Raw genomic sequence first — 18,540 nt, forward strand, 5'->3', positions numbered from 1 at the left:
AGTAATGGCGCATTTTTACACTTAGCAGCAGCGTTTTTTGCCGTTACACTGCGCCGCCTTCAAGCCTTGGCCGTAAAGCCTAGGTGCGCTGCCCCTGCCAGAGTGGGGCTTCGCGGTCGACGCCTTAACCGGTATTCAGTCGGCCAGTCGCTATCCGGCCCCCTTCGAGGACAAACCGGTGGTCAAGAAAGCTTCCTCATTTGCCGCCCTTAGCGGCCTGGTGTATTCCACTGATAGCGGTCGGCATTGCCCTGACTGCAGCCAGCCGGTGGACGCCTGCACCTGCAAACAAACCCAGATTCCCGACGGTGATGGCATTGCCCGCGTGCGCCGCGAAACCAAAGGCCGTGGCGGCAAAACGGTGACCAGCATCAGCGGCGTGCCGCTGGCCGAAGAGCCGCTGAAAGAGCTGGTGGCGGCGCTGAAGAAGCGTTGCGGTTGCGGCGGTTCGCTCAAGGACGGGGTGATCGAGATTCAGGGCGATCACGTCGAACTGCTGATTGCCGAACTGCTCAAGCGCGGCTTCAAGGCCAAGAAGTCCGGCGGCTGATCCAGGTTTTCTAAAGGTGCTCGGCAGTTGCACTGTCAATTGCCGGGCTATTGTCATTTCCAGAGTTTAATCTGTACGCGCCTTGGTTATGCCCGGGCCACTATCGCCAGTAAGGGAGACTTCAATGTCTGCACGACGCACACGCAAAGATGACGGCAGCCAATGGACAGTTGCGGACAGCCGCAGCGTTTATGGCATTCGCCATTGGGGCGCGGGTTACTTCGCGATCAATGACAAGGGTCGTGTCGAAGTGCGCCCGAACGGCCCGAAAAGCACGCCGATCGACCTCTACGAGCAACTCGATGAGTTGCGTTCCAGCGGTCTGTCGCTGCCGTTGCTGGTGCGTTTCCCGGATATTCTGCAGGACCGCGTGCGCCAGCTGACTGGCGCCTTCGACGCCAATATCGCGCGCCTTGAGTACCAGAGCCCCTACACCGCGCTGTACCCGATCAAGGTCAACCAGCAGGAAGCGGTGGTGGAAAACATCATCGCCACGCAGAACGTTTCCATCGGCCTGGAAGCCGGCTCCAAGCCGGAGCTGATGGCCGTGCTGGCGCTGGCCCCGAAGGGCGGCACCATTGTCTGCAACGGTTACAAAGACCGTGAATTCATCAAGCTGGCGTTGATGGGGCAGAAGCTCGGTCACAACGTATTTATCGTGATCGAGAAAGAGTCTGAAGTGCAGCTGGTGATCGAGGAGGCGGCCGAGCTCAAGGTTGCGCCGCAGATCGGTCTGCGTGTGCGTCTGTCGTCGCTGGCATCGAGCAAGTGGGCTGACACCGGCGGCGAGAAATCCAAGTTTGGCCTGTCGGCGGCGCAGTTGCTGTCGGTGGTTGAGCGCTTCCGCGCGGCGGGTCTGGATCAGGGCATCCGTTTGCTGCACTTCCATATGGGTTCGCAGATCGCCAACCTGTCCGACTACCAGCACGGCTTCAAGGAAGCCATCCGCTATTACGGCGAGCTGCGTGGCCTCGGCCTGCCGGTCGACCATATCGACGTCGGCGGCGGCCTGGGTGTGGATTACGACGGCACTCACTCGCGCAACGCCAGCTCGATCAACTACGACATGGATGACTACGCCGGTGTGGTGGTCGGCATGCTTAAAGAGTTCTGCGACGCGCAAGAGCTGCCGCATCCGCACATCTTCTCCGAGAGCGGCCGCTCGCTGACCGCGCACCACGCCATGCTGGTGGTGCAGGTCACCGATGTGGAAAAACACAACGACGAGATCCCCAAGATCGAGGACGTTACCAGCCTGCCGGAAACCGTGCGCTATCTGGTTGAGCTGCTCGGTCCGACCGATATCGAGATGGTCACCGAAACCTACTGGCGCGCCACCCACTACATGAGCGATGTGGCCAGCCAGTACGCCGACGGCAAACTCAGCCTGACCGAAAAGGCCTTGGCTGAGCAGTGCTACTTTGCCGTCTGCCGTCGCCTGCATAACTCGCTGAAGGCGCGTCAGCGTTCGCACCGTCAGGTGCTGGATGAGCTGAACGACAAGCTGGCCGACAAGTACATCTGCAACTTCTCGGTGTTCCAGAGCCTGCCGGACACCTGGGCCATTGGCCAGGTGCTGCCAATTCTGCCGCTCAACCGTCTCGACGAAGAGCCGCTACGCCGCGCGGTGCTGCAGGATCTGACCTGCGACTCCGACGGCAAAATCCGGCAGTACGTCGACGAGCAGAGCATCGAGACCAGCCTACCGGTGCACGAAGTGCGCGAGGGAGAGGACTACCTACTGGGGATCTTCCTAGTCGGTGCCTATCAGGAAATTCTCGGCGACATGCACAACCTGTTCGGCGACACCGACTCGGTGAACATCTACCAGAACGCCGATGGCAGCGTGTACCACGCCGGTATCGAGACCCACGACACCATCGAGGACATGCTGCGCTACGTGCACCTGTCGCCGGAGGAGCTGATGACTCACTACCGCGACAAGGTCGCCAGCGCCAAGATCACCCCGCGCGAACGCACCCAGTTCCTCGATGCACTGCGTCTCGGCCTGACTCGTTCGTCCTACCTGTCGTAATACGCACCTGCTGAATGCACAGGCCCCGCAATGCGGGGCCTTTTGCTATGGCGCGGCTTCACGCTTAAGCAGCGCGGCCTTGCGTTCCAGGCCCCAGCGGTAACCGCCGAGGCTGCCGTTGCTGGCAATCACCCGGTGGCAAGGGATGAGCAGCCCCAGCGGGTTGCTGGCGCAGGCCCGCGCCACGGCACGCGGGTGGCTGTCGAGTTGCGCAGCCAGTTCGGCGTAGCTGCGCGTCTGCCCTGTGGGGATTTGCTGCAACGCGCGCCACACCTGCTGCTGAAATACCGTGCCACGCATATCCAGCGGCAGGTGGGCGGCGCGCTGTGGCTCGCAGATCTGTGCGAGTAGCTGGCCCAGCCACTCGCCCAGCCCCAGGTCATCACGCTGAATAACCGCAGCGGCAAAGCGTTGTTGCAGTTCTGCCTGCAAGGTGGCCGGCTCGTCAGCCAGCAGCACGGCGCAAACACCGCCAGCGCTGCTGGCCAGGAGTATCTGGCCAAGCGGGCAGGGCGCAATGGTGTAGCGCAGGTGTTCACCGGCCGCTTGTTTGCGGCGCTGAGCTGGGCTCAAGGCGCTAGCGTGCTGATACAAGTCGCGGGTGCTGGTGTAGCCAGCTGTTAAGGCGGCATCCAGCACGCTGTGTGCGTGGGGCAAGTGCTGCTCTAATTGCTGCTGGCGGTAGGCGGCGCTCCAGGCGTGCGGGGTCATGCCGGTGCGCAGTTTGAAGGCGCGGGCTAGGTGAGAGGCGGACAGGCCGATCTGTGCTGACAGTTGGGCAAGTGTCAGGTGTTGCTCGCTGTCTGCCAGTCGCTGGCAGGCGGCAATCACCAGCGCGTCGAGTTGCTCCGCCGGGCTTTGCCCTTGCGGTGAGCAGCGTTTGCACGGGCGGAAACCGGCTTTTGCCGCGCTGCCCGGGTCGGCATAAAAGCTGACGTTGTCACGCTTGGGCCGCCGTGCCGGGCAACTGGGCCGGCAATATATTCCCGTGCTGTGCACGGCGAATACAAAGGCGCCATCCTGAGCGGCGTCGCGGTTACATATGGCGTGCCAGCAGTGTTCGGTGTCGAGCATCAGCGAATCTCCCTGAGGTCTTGTGGATTGTCGGCTGCGGCGGCTGAGCTGCCAATCCACTTGTGACTTTCAAACAGCGCTGAGTGCACGATCAGTACGCAGGTTTTTCTTACGCGTCCGGCGGCGTAGCCCGGCTACGGCTATTGATCCGCGCGGCTTAACGCCATATTTATGCATCCGTTAAGCCTCAGCTGCGCTCACGAGGGTGGGCGCTTGGCTTGGATTGACGTATAAGGGGCGGCAGAGCCGACTTGGGCAACACAGGACCCCTGATTAAAGCTGATGAAGACGCCAAAACGTATTGAGCCCCTGGTTGAAGCCGGGCTGGTCGATGAAGTGATACGCCCGCTGATGAGCGGTAAAGAAGCTGCGGTCTATGTGGTGCGCTGTGGCGAAGAACTGCGCGTCGCCAAGGTCTATAAAGAAGCCAACAAACGCAGCTTCCGTCAGGCCGCCGAGTACCAGGAAGGCCGCAAGGTGCGTAACAGCCGTGATGCCCGGGCCATGGCCAAGGGCTCGAAGTACGGCCGCAAGGGCCAGGAAGACGCCTGGCAGAATGCTGAAGTGGCGGCGCTGTTCCGCCTGGCCAATGCCGGCGTGCGCGTCCCCAAACCGTATGACTTCCTCGAAGGCGTGCTGCTGATGGAACTGGTCGATGACGGCGAGGGCGATGCTGCGCCGCGCCTCAACGATGTTGATCTGCACCCGGACGATGCCCGCGAATTCCATGCTTTCATGATTCAGGAAGTGGTGAAAATGCTCTGCGCCGGTCTGGTGCATGGCGACTTGTCTGAATTCAACGTACTGCTCGATCCAGGTGGCCCGGTGATTATCGACCTGCCCCAGGCGGTGGATGCGGCCGGCAATAACCATGCGTTCAAGATGCTTGAGCGTGATGTCGGCAATATGTCCGCCTATTTCGGTCAGTTCGCCCCGGAGCTACGCTTTACCAAGTACGCCAAGGAGATGTGGGCGCTGTATGAGGCCGGTGAACTGACTCCGGAAACCCCGCTCACTGGTGAGTTTGATGACCCGGAAGAAGAAGCCGATATCGACGCAGTGATGCGCGAAATCAAGGCCGCACTGGCCGATGAGGAGCGGCGCCAGGCGTTGCTGAATGCCGAAGACGCGCTCAAAGGCGAAGAACCTCCGCCACCTTGGGCGCAATAGGCTGAGAATGCTGCAGAGAAAAATGCCGCTTACCTGATCAGGTCAGCGGCATTTTTTATCTCAGTTATCCATCACCGGCAGCGTTCAGTCTGTAGGGTGGATGACGTTTTTTCATCCACCCTCGGGAGGCGCGGTGGTGGATGGGTGGAGCGACATCCACCCTGCGGGGCCGCAGCATGAACCTAAGGCTATAGCCGCGCAGCCTTGAAGGTATCGCAGCTGCCAACATTGCCTTGGGCAAAGCCGGTTTTAAACCAGCGTACGCGTTGCTCAGAGGTGCCGTGGGTGAAGGAGTCCGGCACCACTTGGCCACGCGCCTGCTTCTGCAGGCGGTCATCGCCGATGGCATTGGCGGCGTTCAGCGCTTCTTCAATATCCCCTGGTTCCAGCCAGTCATTGCGGCGCTGGCCGTGGTAAGCCCATACGCCTGCCAGGCAGTCGGCCTGCAGCTCCTGGCGCACCAGTAGGCCGCTGGCACCTTCCACCCGCTCGCCCTGTTGCCGCGCCGCGTTGACCTTGGCCGAGACGCCGAGCAGGGTTTGCACGTGGTGGCCGACTTCGTGAGCGATCACGTAGGCCTGAGCAAAGTCACCGGCAGCGCCAAAGCGTTGTTCCAGCTCGCGGAAAAACGCCAGGTCGATATACACCCGCTGATCGCCCGGGCAATAGAACGGCCCGACCGCTGAGTTAGCGAAGCCGCAGGCCGAGTTGACACCGCCGCGAAACAACACCAGCGTGGGATCGCGGTACTGCCGATTGGCGCCCTGGAAAATTTCCCGCCAGGTGTCCTCGGTGTCGCCCAACACGGCGCGCACAAATTCCGACTGCTCGTGATTGCTTGCCGGCGCGGAGCTTTGTGGCGCACTGACCGAGCCGCCCTGCATGGCTTGTCCGGCCAACTGGCCGAGGATCTGCATCGGGTCCTGGCCGTTGAGCAGGCCAATGACCACCACAATGGCCACGCCGCCCAAGGTCAGCCCTTTGCCGCCGCCCATTCGTGAGCTGCTGCCGCGTGCGTCCACCACGTTGTCACTGCGTCTTCCACGTTTCCAGCGCATGGTTGTCGTCCTGTAATAAGTGGTGGGCGTGTGTGCTGGCTCGCCGTAGGCCCGTTATCCGTGGCTCAGTTGGCCGGATAGTCGCTGATAATCTGCTCTGCGCCTTGCTTGTCCAGGCCGATCACCTGATAAGCATCGCGCACATTGCCGTATTCCATGCCGGGCGAGCCGGTCGGCATGCCCGGTACAGCGGCGCCGAGCAGGTCGGGTTGTTTACGCAATTTGAGGATGTCGGCGGCCGGCACATGGCCTTCGATAAACTGGCCGTCAATGACCCCAGTGTGGCAGGAGGCGAGGCGAGGTGGCACGCCCAGGCGCTGTTTTACCGCGCTCATGTCGTTCTCAATATGGTCGTTGACGGTAAAGCCGTTGTCTTGCAGGTGGCTGATCCAAGCTTTGCAGCAGCCGCAATTGGGGTCGCGGTGGACGTCGATGGTCAGCGGTTCGGCAACAACGCTCAGGCTGCTGAGTAGGCCGGCGAGAAGAATAAGCGGGCGCATAAGTGGGCTCCTAGAGTCAATGCTGGAAGCTTACCGCTCAATCTGCACAGCAACCACAGTGGATTTCCGAAACGCCCGAAGTGCGCTTATGCTGCAAAGCCGATCCCCGGGCTAAGGATGCTGTTCATGCTATTTGCACGCGTAATTCTGCTGATTCAATTGCTGGCATTGGCTGGCTTGGGGCTGGCTTATTTCATCAACCCCCATGAAATGGCCAATCTCAGCGGCATGCTGCTGATGTCGCCCGCGGCGGCGACCGACATGCGCGCGTTTTACGGCGGTTTGCAGATCGGCCTAGCGGCGTTTATCGGGCTGTCACTCAGCCGCCTGGACCTGACCCGCGCCGCCTTGACCCTGCTGGTGCTGCTTTACAGCTCGCTGGCGTTGGCGCGCATCGGCGGCCTGTGGCTGGATGGCGGCGCGCAGCAGACCTTTAACTTCTACGCGCTGCTGCTGGAAGTGGTGTCTGTGGGGCTTTGCTTCTGGGCGCTGCGTGGGTTGCCGCGCCAGTAAAGCTAGCGGCGCTCCAGCAGCACACCTGACTCCATGTGGTGGGTGTAGGGGAACTGGTCGAACAGTGCGCAGCGCGTCACTTTGTGGGTGTCGCTGAGTTGCGCGATGTTGGCGGCCAGGGTCTCCGGGTTGCAGGAGATATACAGAATGCGCTCAAAGCGCCGGGTCAGCTCGCAGGTGTCCGGGTCCATCCCGGCACGCGGCGGGTCGACAAACACGCAGCCAAAGTCATAGCTTTTCAGGTCGATACCGGCCAGGCGGCGGAACGGGCGCACTTCATTCAGCGCTTCGGTCAGTTCTTCGGCGGACAGACGCACCAGGGTGATGTTGTCTACGCCGTTGTCTTCCAGGTTGGCCAAGGCGGCATTCACCGAGGACTTGCTGATCTCGGTGGCCAGCACTTTGCGTACGCGGGTGGCCAGCGGCAGGGTGAAGTTGCCGTTGCCGCAGTACAGCTCCAGCAAGTCATCCTGGCGTTCACCGAGCGCTTCATAGGCCCAATTCAGCATCTTCTGGTTCACTTCGCCGTTGGGCTGGGTGAAGGCGCCTTCTGGTTGGCGATAGCTGAAGGTGCGACCGGCGACGTTGAGTTTCTCCTCAACATAATCCTTACCGATGACGATGCGCTTGCCCTTGGAGCGACCGATGATGCTTACCTGCAGTTCGTCGGCGAGCAGCTCGGCTGCGGCTTGCCAGGCGTCATCCAGCGGGCGGTGGTAGCACAGGGTAATCAGCCCGTCGCCGGCCAGGGTGGTGAGGAATTCGACCTGAAACAGCTTGAAGCTCAGCGCACTGCTGGCCTGCCACGCCGCTTTCAGGCGCGGCATCAGCGCATTGATCTGCGCGCTGGCAATGGGGAAGTCTTCAAAGAAAATCGGCGTGTGCTTATCACCTGCTTCGAACATGGCGTAGTGGCGGTCTTCACCCTCACGCCACAGGCGAAATTCTGCACGCAAGCGATAGTGCTCGCGAGCAGACTCGAACACTTCGGGTGCGGGGGCATTAAAAGGCGCCAGCAGCTCGATCAGGCGCTGCTGCTTTTCAGCCAGCTGGACGGCGTAGCTGGCGGGATCGAACTGGGAACGGCTCATGCAAGACTCTTTTCAAAAAAGGCGCGGGTGAACCATGGCCACCCGCAAGGTATCAGGCGAAGTACGCCAGTTTGATCACAAACAATGCCGACAACACCACCAAAGCGGGGTTGAGGTCGCGCCAGCGGCCCGCCAGCAGCTTGATCACGGTCCAGGCGATAAAGCCAAAGGCAATGCCGTTGGCAATCGAGAAGGTCAGTGGCATGGCCAGGGCGGCGATGACCACCGGGGCGGCGACGGTGAGGTCGTCCCAGTCGATCTGCGCCAGGCTGCTCATCATCAGCACGGCGACAAACATCAGCGCCGGGGCGGTGGCGAAGGCTGGTACGGCGCCGGCCAGTGGTGCGAAGAACAGGCTCAGCAAAAACAGTGCAGCCACCACGCAAGCGGTCAGGCCAGTGCGGCCGCCGGCGCTGATGCCCGCCGCGGATTCGATATAGCTGGTGGTGGTCGAGGTGCCCATTGCGGCGCCGGCCATGGTCGCGGTGCTGTCGGCCAGCAGAGCGCGGCCGAGCTTGGGCATTTTGCCGTCTTTATCCAGCAGGTTGGCTTTTTGCGCGACGCCGACCAGGGTGCCGGAGGTGTCGAACAGGTCAACGAAGAGGAAGGCGAAAATAACGCTGAGCAGGCCGATATCCAGCGCGCCCATGATGTCCAGTTGCAGCAGCGTCGGCATCAGCGACGGCGGCATCGAGACCACGCTGTCGAGCTGCGACAGACCGAACACAATCGACAGGCCAGTGACCAGCAAAATACCGATCATCACCGCACCGGTGACGCGGCGGTAAGCCAGTGCAGCGATCACGAAGAAGCCCAGGCAGGCCAGCAGTGGGGCGCCTTGGCTGAGGTCACCTAGGCCCACCAGGGTGGCCGGGTTGTCGACCACGATACCGGCGTTTTTCAGCGCGATGATCGCCAGGAACAAGCCAATACCGGCAGCAACGCCGGCCCGCAACGCCATCGGGATGCTGTTGATGATCCACTCGCGAATCTTGAAGATCGACAGCAAAAAGAAGATCACCCCGGAGAGGAAGACCGCGCCCAATGCCACCTGCCAAGTGTGACCCATGGTCAGCACCACGGTGTAGGTAAAGAAGGCGTTGAGGCCCATGCCCGGCGCCAGGGCGATCGGGTAGTTGGCGATCAGGCCCATGATGGCCGAGCCGATGGCGGCTGCCAGGCACGTGGCGACGAACACCGCGCCTTTATCCATGCCGGCTTCGGCAAGGATGTTGGGGTTGACGAAGAGGATGTAGGCCATCGTCAGGAAGGTGGTCAGCCCCGCCAGCATCTCGGTGCGCACCGTGGTGTTGTGGGCTTTGAGTTGGAACAATCTTTCCAGCATGTGCAGCTCCCCGATAACGGCGTTCTGTGCCGTGTTTATGCAAACCGAAAGCAAAGCACATCCACATGGTTGTGCATGTTTTTGCTGGCGATCTGGAAAAAGGCGCGCATCATATCAGCTCGTCTGGGTGCGGTGAATTTATGACCGATCAGGCAGCTTATGGCTGTATGCAAACGTGGCGGGTGGAGGTGCGAATGCTGGTAAACCGCGACCCGCACAGATACCTGTCCGCGCCTGCGGTGGCCTGCCGCCGCGAGGCAGAACAACGTCGGTAAAAGGCGCCAAATCCCTTGTGGCAGGCTGTCACGCGACAATCAACCACAGCGGAACTTGCCCGTGCTGGGGATACTCTTCAACTAAGCCTTGACCTGGATCAAGGCTGTCGGATTCGTCATGTGGCCGAGCCGTTGTCGGCGTAAGGCGCTCTGTCCGACGGTTGCCCGTAGCGTATCCGCGGGGCAGCTGGCTGTTTTACCTGACTGAGGACGCACCATGTTCGGATTAGAGGCACTCGACCTCGCCCGTATCCAGTTTGCTTTCACCATCTCTTTCCACATCATCTTTCCGGCCATCACCATTGGCCTGGCCAGTTACTTGGCGGTGCTTGAAGGGCTCTGGCTGAAAACCGGGCAGGAGGTGTACCGCGACCTGTACCACTTCTGGGCGAAGATATTTGCGGTCAACTTCGGCATGGGCGTGGTCTCTGGCTTGGTCATGGCCTACCAGTTCGGCACTAACTGGAGTGCCTTTTCCGACTTCGCCGGGGCGGTCACCGGGCCGCTGCTGACGTATGAAGTGCTCACCGCATTCTTCCTAGAAGCGGGCTTCCTGGGTGTCATGCTGTTTGGCTGGAACCGCGTCGGTCCGGGCCTGCACTTCTTCTCCACGGTGATGGTGGCGGTCGGTACGTTGATCTCAACTTTCTGGATTCTTGCCTCCAACAGTTGGATGCACACCCCGCAGGGCTTCGAGATTATCGACGGGCGGGTGATCCCGGTTGACTGGTTCGCGGTGGTGTTCAACCCTTCGTTCCCCTACCGGCTGGCGCATACGGCGACGGCAGCATTCCTCTCCACGGCGTTCTTCGTCGGCGCCTCGGCGGCCTGGCACTTGCTGCGGGGGCGCGACAATCCGGCAATTCGCAAGATGCTCTCGATGGCCATGTGGATGGCCTTGATCGTGGCGCCGATTCAGGCGGTGATCGGCGACTTACACGGCCTCAACACGCTGAAGTATCAGCCGGCGAAAATCGCCGCGATTGAAGGCCACTGGGTAAACCACGGTGACGAGCCGACTCCGCTGATTCTGTTCGGCTGGCCAGATATGCAGCGCGAGGAAACCCGCTTCAAGATCGAGATTCCCGCGCTGGGTAGCCTGATCCTGACCCACAGTCTGGATAAGCAGGTGCCGGCGCTCAAGGAGTTTGCCAAAGAAGATCGGCCTAATTCGACCGTGGTGTTCTGGACCTTCCGGGTCATGGTTGGCATCGGCATGCTGATGATTCTCACCGGCCTCTGGGCTTTGTGGCTGCGCGCGCGCGGCAAGCTGTTCCAGGCGCGGCCGTTCCTGCACCTGGCGGTGTGGATGGGGCCGTCGGGCATCATCGCCCTGCTTGCCGGCTGGTACACCACCGAAATTGGCCGCCAGCCGTGGGTGGTCCAGGGGTTGATGCGCACCGCCGACGCTTCCTCCGGGCACAGCTTTGCGCAGATGAGCCTGACCTTGGCGTTGTTTGTGGTGGTGTACTTCGCCCTGTTTGGCGCGGGCCTCGGCTACATGATGCGTCTGGTGCGCAAAGGTCCGGTTACCGATGAAGGCAAGGAAGTTGCCGAGGGCGGTCCAGGCCAGAAGCGTACGCCGTCACGGCCACTGTCTGCAGCCGAAGAAAGCTTCGACGAAGGCGGAAGCGACTCACTGGCTGAGAGGAATTGAACATGGGTATTGATCTCTCGCTGATCTGGGCCGTGATCATTGCCTTCGGGGTGATGATGTATGTGGTCATGGACGGTTTCGACTTAGGCATCGGCATCCTCTTTCCCTTTGTCAAAAGTGAAGGTGAACGCGATGTCATGATGAACACCGTGGCGCCCGTCTGGGACGGTAACGAAACCTGGCTGGTACTCGGTGGCGCGGCGTTGTTCGGCGCATTTCCGCTGGCCTATGCCGTGGTGCTCAACGCGCTCTACCTGCCGCTGATTTTTATGCTGCTGGGGCTGATCTTCCGTGGCGTGGCGTTTGAGTTCCGTTTCAAGGCTAAGGCGGCCAAGCGGCATCTCTGGGACAAGGCGTTTATCGGCGGCTCGCTGACCGCGACCTTCTTTCAAGGAGTGGCGCTGGGTGCCTATATCGATGGCTTCGAGGTGGTTGATCGGGCCTATGCCGGTGGTGCGCTGGACTGGCTTACGCCGTTCTCGCTGTTCTGCGGCCTGGCGCTGATTGCTGCTTATGCCTTGCTCGGCTGCACCTGGCTGATCATGAAGACGGAGGGGCGTCTGCAGGAGCAGATGCACAACATGGCGCGGCCGTTGGTATTTGTCCTGCTAGGCGTCACCGGCATTGTCAGCCTGTGGACGCCACTGGCCCATGCCGACATCGCCGAGCGCTGGTTTAGCCTGCCGAATATCTTCTGGTTTATGCCGGTGCCGCTGCTGGTGCTGCTGTGCACCTGGGCGCTGCTGCGTGCGGTGGCGCGTAACGCCAACTACGCGCCGTTCCTGCTGACCCTTACGCTGATCTTCCTCGGCTACAGCGGCCTGGGTATCAGCCTGTGGCCAAATATCATCCCGCCGTCGATCAGCATCTGGGAAGCCGCTGCACCGCCGCAGAGTCAGGGGTTCATCCTGGTCGGGGCGCTGTTCATCATCCCGTTTATCCTGATGTATACCGCCTGGAGCTATTACGTGTTCCGCGGCAAGGTTACGGAAGAAGATGGTTACCACTGAGGCTTGGCTACGGTCTGCTGCGCGTCGGCTCTGCTGCGTTAAAAGCCGGCTCGGAAAGCCGCTTGCGGCTAACGCGCTTCAGCGCGGCCCGCAGGGCGAGTGAAACGAGTAATGCTCATGTGCAAAAGCTCCCGCCTGCTTTGACCAGCCGGAGGCTGTTACTAACGTAGCGCCTTGCAGGACTCTAGCTCGCGAGACCTCAGGTCACTAATGAGGGCGCAAAATGAATGATCTAGACGAGAAAAAGCCGCTGTTGCAGCGGCTCGGCTGGCTGGTAGCGATCTGGGCTGGCAGCGTGTTGGCGTTGGGCGCGGTGTCTTATGTGCTGCGGTTGTTTATGCAGGCGGCGGGGATGGGTACGCCGTAAGTGGCGACAGGTGCTGAAAGTGTTGCCTTCAGTCAACAAAAAGCCCGCCGATTGGCGGGCTTTTTGTTACAGGCGTTAAGCCTTAGTTACCGTAAACCGGGAACTTGGCGCAGACCGCTTTAACTTGCTCGCGGATGCGCGCTTCAACCGCTTCGTCGCCCAGGTTGGCGAGGATCTCGCAGATCCAGCCAGCCAGTGCGCGGCACTCTTCTTCCTTGAAGCCGCGTGTGGTCACCGCCGGGGTGCCGATACGCAGGCCGGAGGTGACGAACGGCGAACGTGGATCGTTCGGTACGCTGTTCTTGTTCACGGTGATAAAGGCGCGACCCAGGGCGGCGTCAGCATCTTTACCGGTGATGTCTTGCTTGATCAGGCTGAGCAGGAACAGGTGGTTCTCAGTACCGCCGGAGATGACGTCGTAGCCCTTTTCAATAAACACGCTGGCCATGGCCTGGGCGTTTTTGATCACTTGCTGCTGGTAAGTCTTGAACTCAGGCTGCAGGGCTTCTTTGAAGCACACTGCTTTACCGGCGATCACGTGCTCCAGTGGACCACCCTGGCCGCCTGGGAATACCGCGGAGTTGAATTTCTTCTCCAGCGCTTCGTTGGCACGGGCCAGGATCAGGCCGCCGCGCGGGCCGCGCAGGGTTTTGTGCGTGGTGGTGGTGACCACGTCAGCAAACGGCACTGGGTTCGGGTACACGCCAGCAGCAACCAAACCGGCTACGTGGGCCATGTCGACGAACAGGTAGGCACCGACTTTGTCAGCGATGGCGCGGAAGCGCGGGAAGTCCAGCACCTGCGAGTAAGCGCTGAAGCCGGCAATGATCATCTTCGGCTGATGCTCAACGGCCAGACGCTCAACTTCGTCGTAGTCGATCAGGCCAGTGACGGTATCGATACCGTACTGCACGGCGTTGTACACCTTGCCGGAGAAGCTGACGCTGGCGCCGTGGGTCAGGTGGCCGCCGTGGGCCAGGCTCATGCCCAGTACGGTGTCGCCGGCGTTCAGCAGGGCCAGGTAGACCGCGCTGTTGGCCTGGCTGCCGGAGTGCGGCTGGACGTTGGCGTAGTCAGCGCCGAAGAGTTCTTTGGCGCGGTCGATGGCCAGCTGCTCGACGATGTCGACGTACTCGCAACCGCCGTAGTAACGCTTGCCTGGGTAGCCTTCGGCGTACTTGTTGGTCAGTACCGAGCCTTGGGCTTCCATCACCGCTGGGCTGGTGTAGTTTTCCGAGGCGATCAGCTCGATGTGATGTTCCTGGCGCTGGGCTTCTTGCTCCATCGCGGCAAACAATTCGGCGTCATAACGGGCGATAGTCAAATCACGGCTGAACATGGCATTCCCCTGAGAAAATCAGCTGGGCGGTAGAAAGAGGGGGCGAATTCTACCCCATCCATCCTAAACAGGCATATGAAGCGTGGTCATCTGGCGGACAAGCGGGGCTCATGCAGCCAGGCTGTCAGCCCAGCATAAACAGCGCGGTGCCGGTAAACAGCGCGGTGAACTGGTGCGCCGGCATCGGCCGGCCGAGCAGGAAGCCTTGCACTTCGTCACAATCATGGCCGCGCAGGAAGTCCAGCTGGGCCAGGGTTTCCACGCCTTCGGCGATTACCGTGAGGTTGAGGCTGTGGGCCATGGCGATGATCGCACGGGCAATCTGGCCGTCTTGTTCGCCGTGGGGCAGGCCGTCGACAAAGCTGCGATCAATCTTCAGCACGTCGATGGGGAATTGCTTGAGGTAGTTCAGCGAGGAATAGCCGGTGCCGAAATCATCGATGGCGATAAACACGCCCAGTTGCTTCAGGCTGCTGAGGGTTTGCATGGCGTTGGCCACGTCTTCCATGAGGATGCTTTCGGTCAGCTCCAGTTCCAGGCACGCGGCAGGAATGTCGCTCTGCTTAAGGATTTGCGCAATCCGTTGGTGCAGGTCGCCCTCGGCAAATTGGCGCGCAGACAGGTTGACCGAAATCTTCGGCACGCGAATGTTTGCCTGTCGCCATTCAGCCAGCTGGCGGCAGGCTTCACGTAGCACCCAGTCGCCGACCTGGACCACCAACCCCAGCTCTTCGAGCACCGGAATAAAATCATCGGGCGGGACCAGGCCGCGCTGCGGATGCTGCCAGCGCAGCAGCGCCTCGGCGCCGGTCAGGCGCTTACCGTCGCCGGAGAATTGCGGTTGGTAATACAGCTTGAATTGACCCTGTTCGAGGGCGTGGCGCAGGTCGCTTTCCAGCTCCAGGCGCTGCAGGGCGCTGGCGTTCATGTCGGCTTGGTAGAACTGGAAGTTGTTTTTGCCGCGCTCCTTGGCGTGGTACATCGCCGTGTCGGCATTCTTCATCAGTTGGCTCAGCTCGTTGCCATCCTGCGGGCTTAGGGCGATGCCGATACTGGCGGTGACGAAGAATTCGCGGCCTTCGAGGATAAATGGCTGCGCGAGGCTGGCGAGAATCTGCTCGCCGACATGAATCGCCCGAGTCATCGCGCCCTCGCGCCGCGCCTCGGACTGCAGCAACAAGGTGAACTCATCGCCGCCCATGCGCGCGACGGTGTCGTCGCTGTCGACGCAGGCGCACAGGCGCATGGCGACTTCCTTAAGCATGCGGTCGCCCGCGGCGTGGCCGAGGGAGTCGTTGATCGGCTTGAAACGGTCGAGATCGAGGAACATCAGCACCACCCATTCCTGGTGCCGTTCACCGTGCTGCAGGGCGCTGTGCAAACGGTCCTGGAACAGCGTGCGGTTGGGCAGCTGAGTCAGGGCGTCGTAGTAAGCCAGGCGGTGGATGCGCTGCTCGCTGGCCTTGCGCTCGCTGATGTCGCTGAAGAAACACACGTAGCTGACCAAGTCACCTTCATCATCCTTAACCGCGGTAATGCCGACCCAGGCTGGGAATTTCTCGCCGTTCTTGCGCTTGAGCCATACCTCACCTTCCCAGCTGCCCTGTTGGTTGAGCTGCTTGATCACAAAACCCAGGTGGCTGGCTTGTTGGGTGTCGGCGGTGAGTAGGCTCGGCAGCTGGTCGAGGATTTGCTTGGGGCTGTAGCCGCTGACTCGGCTGAAGGCATGGTTGACCTGAACGATATAACCCGCCGGGTCGGTAACCAGAATCGCCGCCGTGGAATGCTCGAATACCGTGGCGGCCATGCGCAGGTCTTTCTCCGCGCGGCGCTGCAGGCTGATGTCGCGGCCGACACCGAGCAAGCCCTCGAAGCGCCCGCTGTCATCCCACATGGGCACCAGGCGCAACTCCACGGGGATTTTCCGGCCGTCGGCGCGCAGGGCATCAAAGACGAACAGCTGTGGGACAAAATGGCTGCGCAGTTCGGCCATCCGCAGCGGGTCACCCAAGGCGTTGCGCACGCGCTCAAGCAGCGCATAGAAGCCGCTCAGTTGGTTTGGGTTGGTGGCCAGGCTGAGGAAGCCGTTGCTCAGGGCCCACTCACTGTCATAACCGAGCACGGGCTTTATCGAGGGGCTGACGTAATTGAGCTGTAGGCGGTTGTCAGTGGAGAAAATCACGTCGCTGATACTTTCCGCGAGCAGGCGGTAGCGCTGTTCGCTGGAGCTTAGGGACTCACTGCGGGTGATTTGTTCGGTGATGTCCTTGGCCACGCCGATCAGGCGGCTGACCCGGCCTTTATCATCGCGCGCCAGGGCTTGTTCGCGAATATCAAACCAGTGCCAGTTGCCATTGCGGTGGCGCCAGCGCAGCTCGAATTGCATCAGCATGCCATTGCCCAGCACCTGCTGGATGTTACGCATGCGTTGGTACAACTCGACATCGTCGGGGTGCAAGAGCTTTTCCCACAGGCGTTCGCCGAGCTGGTGCATCTCCGCCTTGCTGTAACCGAGTTGCGGGCCGAGGTGGTTGTTGCTGTACATCACCCGCTTGGCAGTGATGTCGTGCACATAAATGGTGTCGGGTACCGCGCTGACCACATCGGACCAGAAACGCTCGCGTTCGAGCAGGGAGGTTTCGATGCGCTTGCGGTTGGTGATGTCGCTGATGCTCAGGGTCACGGCTTGCAGGTCGTCACTGCTGGCCGGTACGCGCAGCAATAGCCACAGATGGCGCTCTTGACCTTGTGCGGTGACGATCTGGCGTTCCATTTCCAGTTGCCCGCCGCCGCTGAGCAGGGTCTTGATCAGCTGCAGGCGGAAGCCGTTCGGGCGCAGTTGCCCGCTGCTGAACAAGTATTCCCAGGCCTGCGTGCTGGAATTGACGCCCAGCAGCTGCAACACCACCTGGTTGGTCTCAGTCAGGCGCATAAGCTGTGACAGCTCGTTATGGTGCTGTAGGTCGCTGGCCAGCCAGCGCTCTAGCGCGGTGAAGTCCTGCAGCTGTTGGGTGTGTAGGAAGTCATGCAGCTCGCGGAGGTCAAGCACACACAAAGCCGTGCCGGTGCCGTCAAAGATATCCTGGTAACGCCGGCGTGTTTCCTGCAGCACCTGAGAGGCGTGCTGTTCTTCGGTGACATCGCGCAGCACCCAGACAAACCCGGTACGTCGATTGTCTTCGCTGAGGTCGCTGCGGCTGATGTCGTACAGATGGGGCGTGCCGTTTTGCTGGACTTCCACCAGGTCCGGGCCATGGTCATTGTGCAGCCCGGTGTCGTGCAACAGCAGAGGGTCAAGGCGTGGCAGCAGTTTAAGCAGGTGCCAGTCGCGCGCCTGGTCGTTGCTCAGGCCGAACATGGCTTCGGCTTGCGGGTTGAGGTACTGCAGCTGGCCATGCGTGTCGGTGACCAACACGCGCTCCTCGATGGCGCCCAGCACGCTGGCGGCTTGTTGCAGCGAGCGTCGCGAAGCGGTGTTGAGTGCGTGCAGTGTGCGTTGCTCATGCAGCAAGCGATACAGCGCCAGCAGGGTCAAGGTGGCGCAGAGGATGAACAGCAGCAGCTTGCTGGTCTGTTGCGGCAGTTGCTGGGCGCGCACTTTGCGTTCATTGAACAGCGCGCGCAGCTGCCAATCACTGCCCTTGAGCGACGTTTCGAGAATGCTCTGGCTCAGGTTTTCCGCCGTTACGGGTGGTGCAATCCAGGATTTATCAGATATCTGCTTGTCGCTGCTGACAATCACGCGCTGCGCAGTGCGGTCTTCAAGTAGCCACCGGTGAGAGTCTTGATGATGTTCATGCAGCCAGCTGCTGAGTGCCTGGTTGGTTAGGCGCAGCACCCAGAAGCCGCTCGCGGGGCTGTCGGGCTTATGCCGAATGAGCAGGTAGATGCGCCCATTGTCGTTAGCGCTGAAGGTATAGAAAAACCCTTCGTCGCGGCCACGTTGCAGCAGTTCCGTGATGTACAGCGCATCTTCACTGGGGGCATGGCTGTCGGCGATGATCTGGCCCTGGTTATTTAGCCAGACCAGGCTGCGTAACGTCGGGAATACACCGCGCAGGATGTGCAGCAATTCCGCCCACTCATCAGGGGTGCTCGGGGGGCGAACATGCTGATGCAACAAGGCCTGGCCAGCGCGGGCCTTGAGGTCCATGTTCAGGCTGATGTGGTTAGCCAGTTGGCCGCTGTAGGCCAGTGTCAGTTGGCGCTGGTTCTCCAGCAGCTGGCGGGATTCCTGGCGTAGCTGCCAAATCAGTAGCACCAGCATGCTCAATACCAACACCACCAATGCGCCACGCATCGTGCCGCGCATCACCTTGACCGGTGCCGCGCCGGGGGAGTGCGCTGTGGTAGGGGGCGTAACTGTCGGCAACGCGTTGCATCCTGAAGGCTGGGTGGCGATGGGCGAGTCCCTGGCTGGGCGTAGTTTGGCCGGCCAATACGGGGCGGCTAGCATGCCATAACTGTGGCGAAGTGCCAGCGCCGCCGACGAGCGTGGTTTGCCCTGCATCGCGCATTCCGGTAGCTTTGCCCTACGCGCGCGCGACTATTATTAC

At 61.0% G+C, this 18,540-nt stretch carries 15 protein-coding genes; 8 read left to right on the plus strand and 7 right to left on the minus strand.

The window, feature by feature from the left end:
- The first annotated feature begins 178 nt into the window (after window positions 1-178).
- Together SOP97_RS12805 and speA are read left to right on the plus strand one after the other, a co-directional pair.
- A complete protein-coding gene (locus tag SOP97_RS12805) occupies window positions 179-550 on the plus strand; it encodes a translation initiation factor Sui1 (protein ID WP_274087277.1) in 372 nt (123 codons plus the stop codon).
- A gap of 124 nt (window positions 551-674) precedes the next feature.
- The gene (speA, locus tag SOP97_RS12810) at window positions 675-2,585 is read left to right on the plus strand and encodes an arginine decarboxylase (protein WP_322949377.1); all 1,911 of its coding nucleotides are present in this window, start codon (window positions 675-677) and stop codon (window positions 2,583-2,585) included.
- Between the two features lie 45 nt (window positions 2,586-2,630).
- On the opposite strand, the gene ada is transcribed toward speA, so the two are convergent.
- The gene (gene ada, locus SOP97_RS12815) at window positions 2,631-3,659 is read right to left on the minus strand and encodes a bifunctional DNA-binding transcriptional regulator/O6-methylguanine-DNA methyltransferase Ada (protein ID WP_322949378.1); all 1,029 of its coding nucleotides are present in this window, start codon (window positions 3,657-3,659) and stop codon (window positions 2,631-2,633) included.
- A 282-nt stretch (window positions 3,660-3,941) separates the two neighbouring features.
- On the opposite strand from ada, the gene SOP97_RS12820 reads away from it, so the two are divergent.
- Window positions 3,942-4,829: a PA4780 family RIO1-like protein kinase gene (locus tag SOP97_RS12820; RefSeq protein WP_274087280.1), complete on the plus strand. Its 888-nt coding sequence runs from the start codon at window positions 3,942-3,944 to the stop codon at window positions 4,827-4,829.
- Between the two features lie 188 nt (window positions 4,830-5,017).
- Here SOP97_RS12820 and ypfJ read toward each other — a convergent pair whose 3' ends face one another.
- Window positions 5,018-5,887, minus strand: a complete 870-nt coding sequence (ypfJ, locus tag SOP97_RS12825) for a KPN_02809 family neutral zinc metallopeptidase (RefSeq protein ID WP_274087281.1) — start codon at window positions 5,885-5,887, stop codon at window positions 5,018-5,020.
- Between the two features lie 65 nt (window positions 5,888-5,952).
- A complete protein-coding gene (locus SOP97_RS12830) occupies window positions 5,953-6,387 on the minus strand; it encodes a DUF411 domain-containing protein (RefSeq protein ID WP_274087282.1) in 435 nt (144 codons plus the stop codon).
- Between the two features lie 126 nt (window positions 6,388-6,513).
- Here SOP97_RS12830 and SOP97_RS12835 point away from each other — a divergent pair, with 126 nt between their 5' ends.
- On the plus strand, window positions 6,514-6,900 hold the full coding sequence (locus SOP97_RS12835; RefSeq protein WP_090240132.1) for a DUF4345 domain-containing protein: 387 nt from the start codon (window positions 6,514-6,516) through the stop codon (window positions 6,898-6,900).
- 2 nt (window positions 6,901-6,902) lie between these two features.
- Here the strand turns inward: SOP97_RS12835 and trmA are convergent, their stop codons facing one another.
- Both trmA and SOP97_RS12845 read right to left on the minus strand, forming a co-directional pair.
- Window positions 6,903-7,991: a tRNA (uridine(54)-C5)-methyltransferase TrmA gene (trmA, locus tag SOP97_RS12840; protein WP_274087283.1), complete on the minus strand. Its 1,089-nt coding sequence runs from the start codon at window positions 7,989-7,991 to the stop codon at window positions 6,903-6,905.
- 52 nt (window positions 7,992-8,043) lie between these two features.
- Entirely contained in the window at window positions 8,044-9,336 is a 1,293-nt protein-coding gene (locus SOP97_RS12845) for an NCS2 family permease (protein WP_274087284.1), read from the minus strand.
- A 492-nt stretch (window positions 9,337-9,828) separates the two neighbouring features.
- Between SOP97_RS12845 and SOP97_RS12850 the strand changes: the two genes are divergently transcribed.
- The 3 genes from SOP97_RS12850 to SOP97_RS12860 all read left to right on the plus strand — a co-directional run bounded on the left by SOP97_RS12850 (window position 9,829) and on the right by SOP97_RS12860 (window position 12,645).
- Window positions 9,829-11,268, plus strand: coding sequence for a cytochrome ubiquinol oxidase subunit I (locus tag SOP97_RS12850; RefSeq protein WP_274087285.1), 1,440 nt, complete (start codon window positions 9,829-9,831; stop codon window positions 11,266-11,268).
- Between the two features lie 2 nt (window positions 11,269-11,270).
- On the plus strand, window positions 11,271-12,278 hold the full coding sequence (gene cydB / locus SOP97_RS12855; protein WP_274087286.1) for a cytochrome d ubiquinol oxidase subunit II: 1,008 nt from the start codon (window positions 11,271-11,273) through the stop codon (window positions 12,276-12,278).
- A 223-nt stretch (window positions 12,279-12,501) separates the two neighbouring features.
- Window positions 12,502-12,645: a DUF2474 domain-containing protein gene (locus SOP97_RS12860; RefSeq protein ID WP_274087287.1), complete on the plus strand. Its 144-nt coding sequence runs from the start codon at window positions 12,502-12,504 to the stop codon at window positions 12,643-12,645.
- 82 nt (window positions 12,646-12,727) lie between these two features.
- Here the strand turns inward: SOP97_RS12860 and glyA are convergent, their stop codons facing one another.
- Together glyA and SOP97_RS12870 are read right to left on the minus strand one after the other, a co-directional pair.
- The gene (gene glyA / locus SOP97_RS12865) at window positions 12,728-13,984 is read right to left on the minus strand and encodes a serine hydroxymethyltransferase (protein ID WP_274087288.1); all 1,257 of its coding nucleotides are present in this window, start codon (window positions 13,982-13,984) and stop codon (window positions 12,728-12,730) included.
- Between the two features lie 124 nt (window positions 13,985-14,108).
- Window positions 14,109-18,251: a sensor domain-containing protein gene (locus tag SOP97_RS12870; protein WP_411912061.1), complete on the minus strand. Its 4,143-nt coding sequence runs from the start codon at window positions 18,249-18,251 to the stop codon at window positions 14,109-14,111.
- On the opposite strand from SOP97_RS12870, the gene SOP97_RS12875 reads away from it, so the two are divergent.
- Entirely contained in the window at window positions 18,250-18,447 is a 198-nt protein-coding gene (locus SOP97_RS12875) for a hypothetical protein (RefSeq protein WP_274087322.1), read from the plus strand. The two genes, SOP97_RS12870 and SOP97_RS12875, sit on opposite strands and share 2 nt — an antisense overlap.
- Window positions 18,448-18,540: the final 93 nt, after the last annotated feature.

Source organism: Pseudomonas spirodelae, from assembly GCF_034653255.1.
GTDB lineage: Bacteria > Pseudomonadota > Gammaproteobacteria > Pseudomonadales > Pseudomonadaceae > Aquipseudomonas > Aquipseudomonas spirodelae.

Excerpts from the sequence above, each read along its gene's own strand:
- speA (WP_322949377.1), top strand. The coding sequence starts at position 675 with ATGTCTGCACGACGCACACGCAAAGATGACGGCAGCCAATGGACAGTT.
- ada (WP_322949378.1), bottom strand. The coding sequence starts at position 3,659 with ATGCTCGACACCGAACACTGCTGGCACGCCATATGTAACCGCGACGCC.
- SOP97_RS12820 (WP_274087280.1), top strand. The coding sequence starts at position 3,942 with ATGAAGACGCCAAAACGTATTGAGCCCCTGGTTGAAGCCGGGCTGGTC.
- ypfJ (WP_274087281.1), bottom strand. The coding sequence starts at position 5,887 with ATGCGCTGGAAACGTGGAAGACGCAGTGACAACGTGGTGGACGCACGC.
- SOP97_RS12830 (WP_274087282.1), bottom strand. The coding sequence starts at position 6,387 with ATGCGCCCGCTTATTCTTCTCGCCGGCCTACTCAGCAGCCTGAGCGTT.
- SOP97_RS12835 (WP_090240132.1), top strand. The coding sequence starts at position 6,514 with ATGCTATTTGCACGCGTAATTCTGCTGATTCAATTGCTGGCATTGGCT.
- trmA (WP_274087283.1), bottom strand. The coding sequence starts at position 7,991 with ATGAGCCGTTCCCAGTTCGATCCCGCCAGCTACGCCGTCCAGCTGGCT.
- SOP97_RS12845 (WP_274087284.1), bottom strand. The coding sequence starts at position 9,336 with ATGCTGGAAAGATTGTTCCAACTCAAAGCCCACAACACCACGGTGCGC.
- SOP97_RS12850 (WP_274087285.1), top strand. The coding sequence starts at position 9,829 with ATGTTCGGATTAGAGGCACTCGACCTCGCCCGTATCCAGTTTGCTTTC.
- cydB (WP_274087286.1), top strand. The coding sequence starts at position 11,271 with ATGGGTATTGATCTCTCGCTGATCTGGGCCGTGATCATTGCCTTCGGG.
- SOP97_RS12860 (WP_274087287.1), top strand. The coding sequence starts at position 12,502 with ATGAATGATCTAGACGAGAAAAAGCCGCTGTTGCAGCGGCTCGGCTGG.
- glyA (WP_274087288.1), bottom strand. The coding sequence starts at position 13,984 with ATGTTCAGCCGTGATTTGACTATCGCCCGTTATGACGCCGAATTGTTT.
- SOP97_RS12875 (WP_274087322.1), top strand. The coding sequence starts at position 18,250 with ATGCTCAATACCAACACCACCAATGCGCCACGCATCGTGCCGCGCATC.
- SOP97_RS12870 (WP_411912061.1), bottom strand. The coding sequence starts at position 18,251 with ATGCTGGTGCTACTGATTTGGCAGCTACGCCAGGAATCCCGCCAGCTG.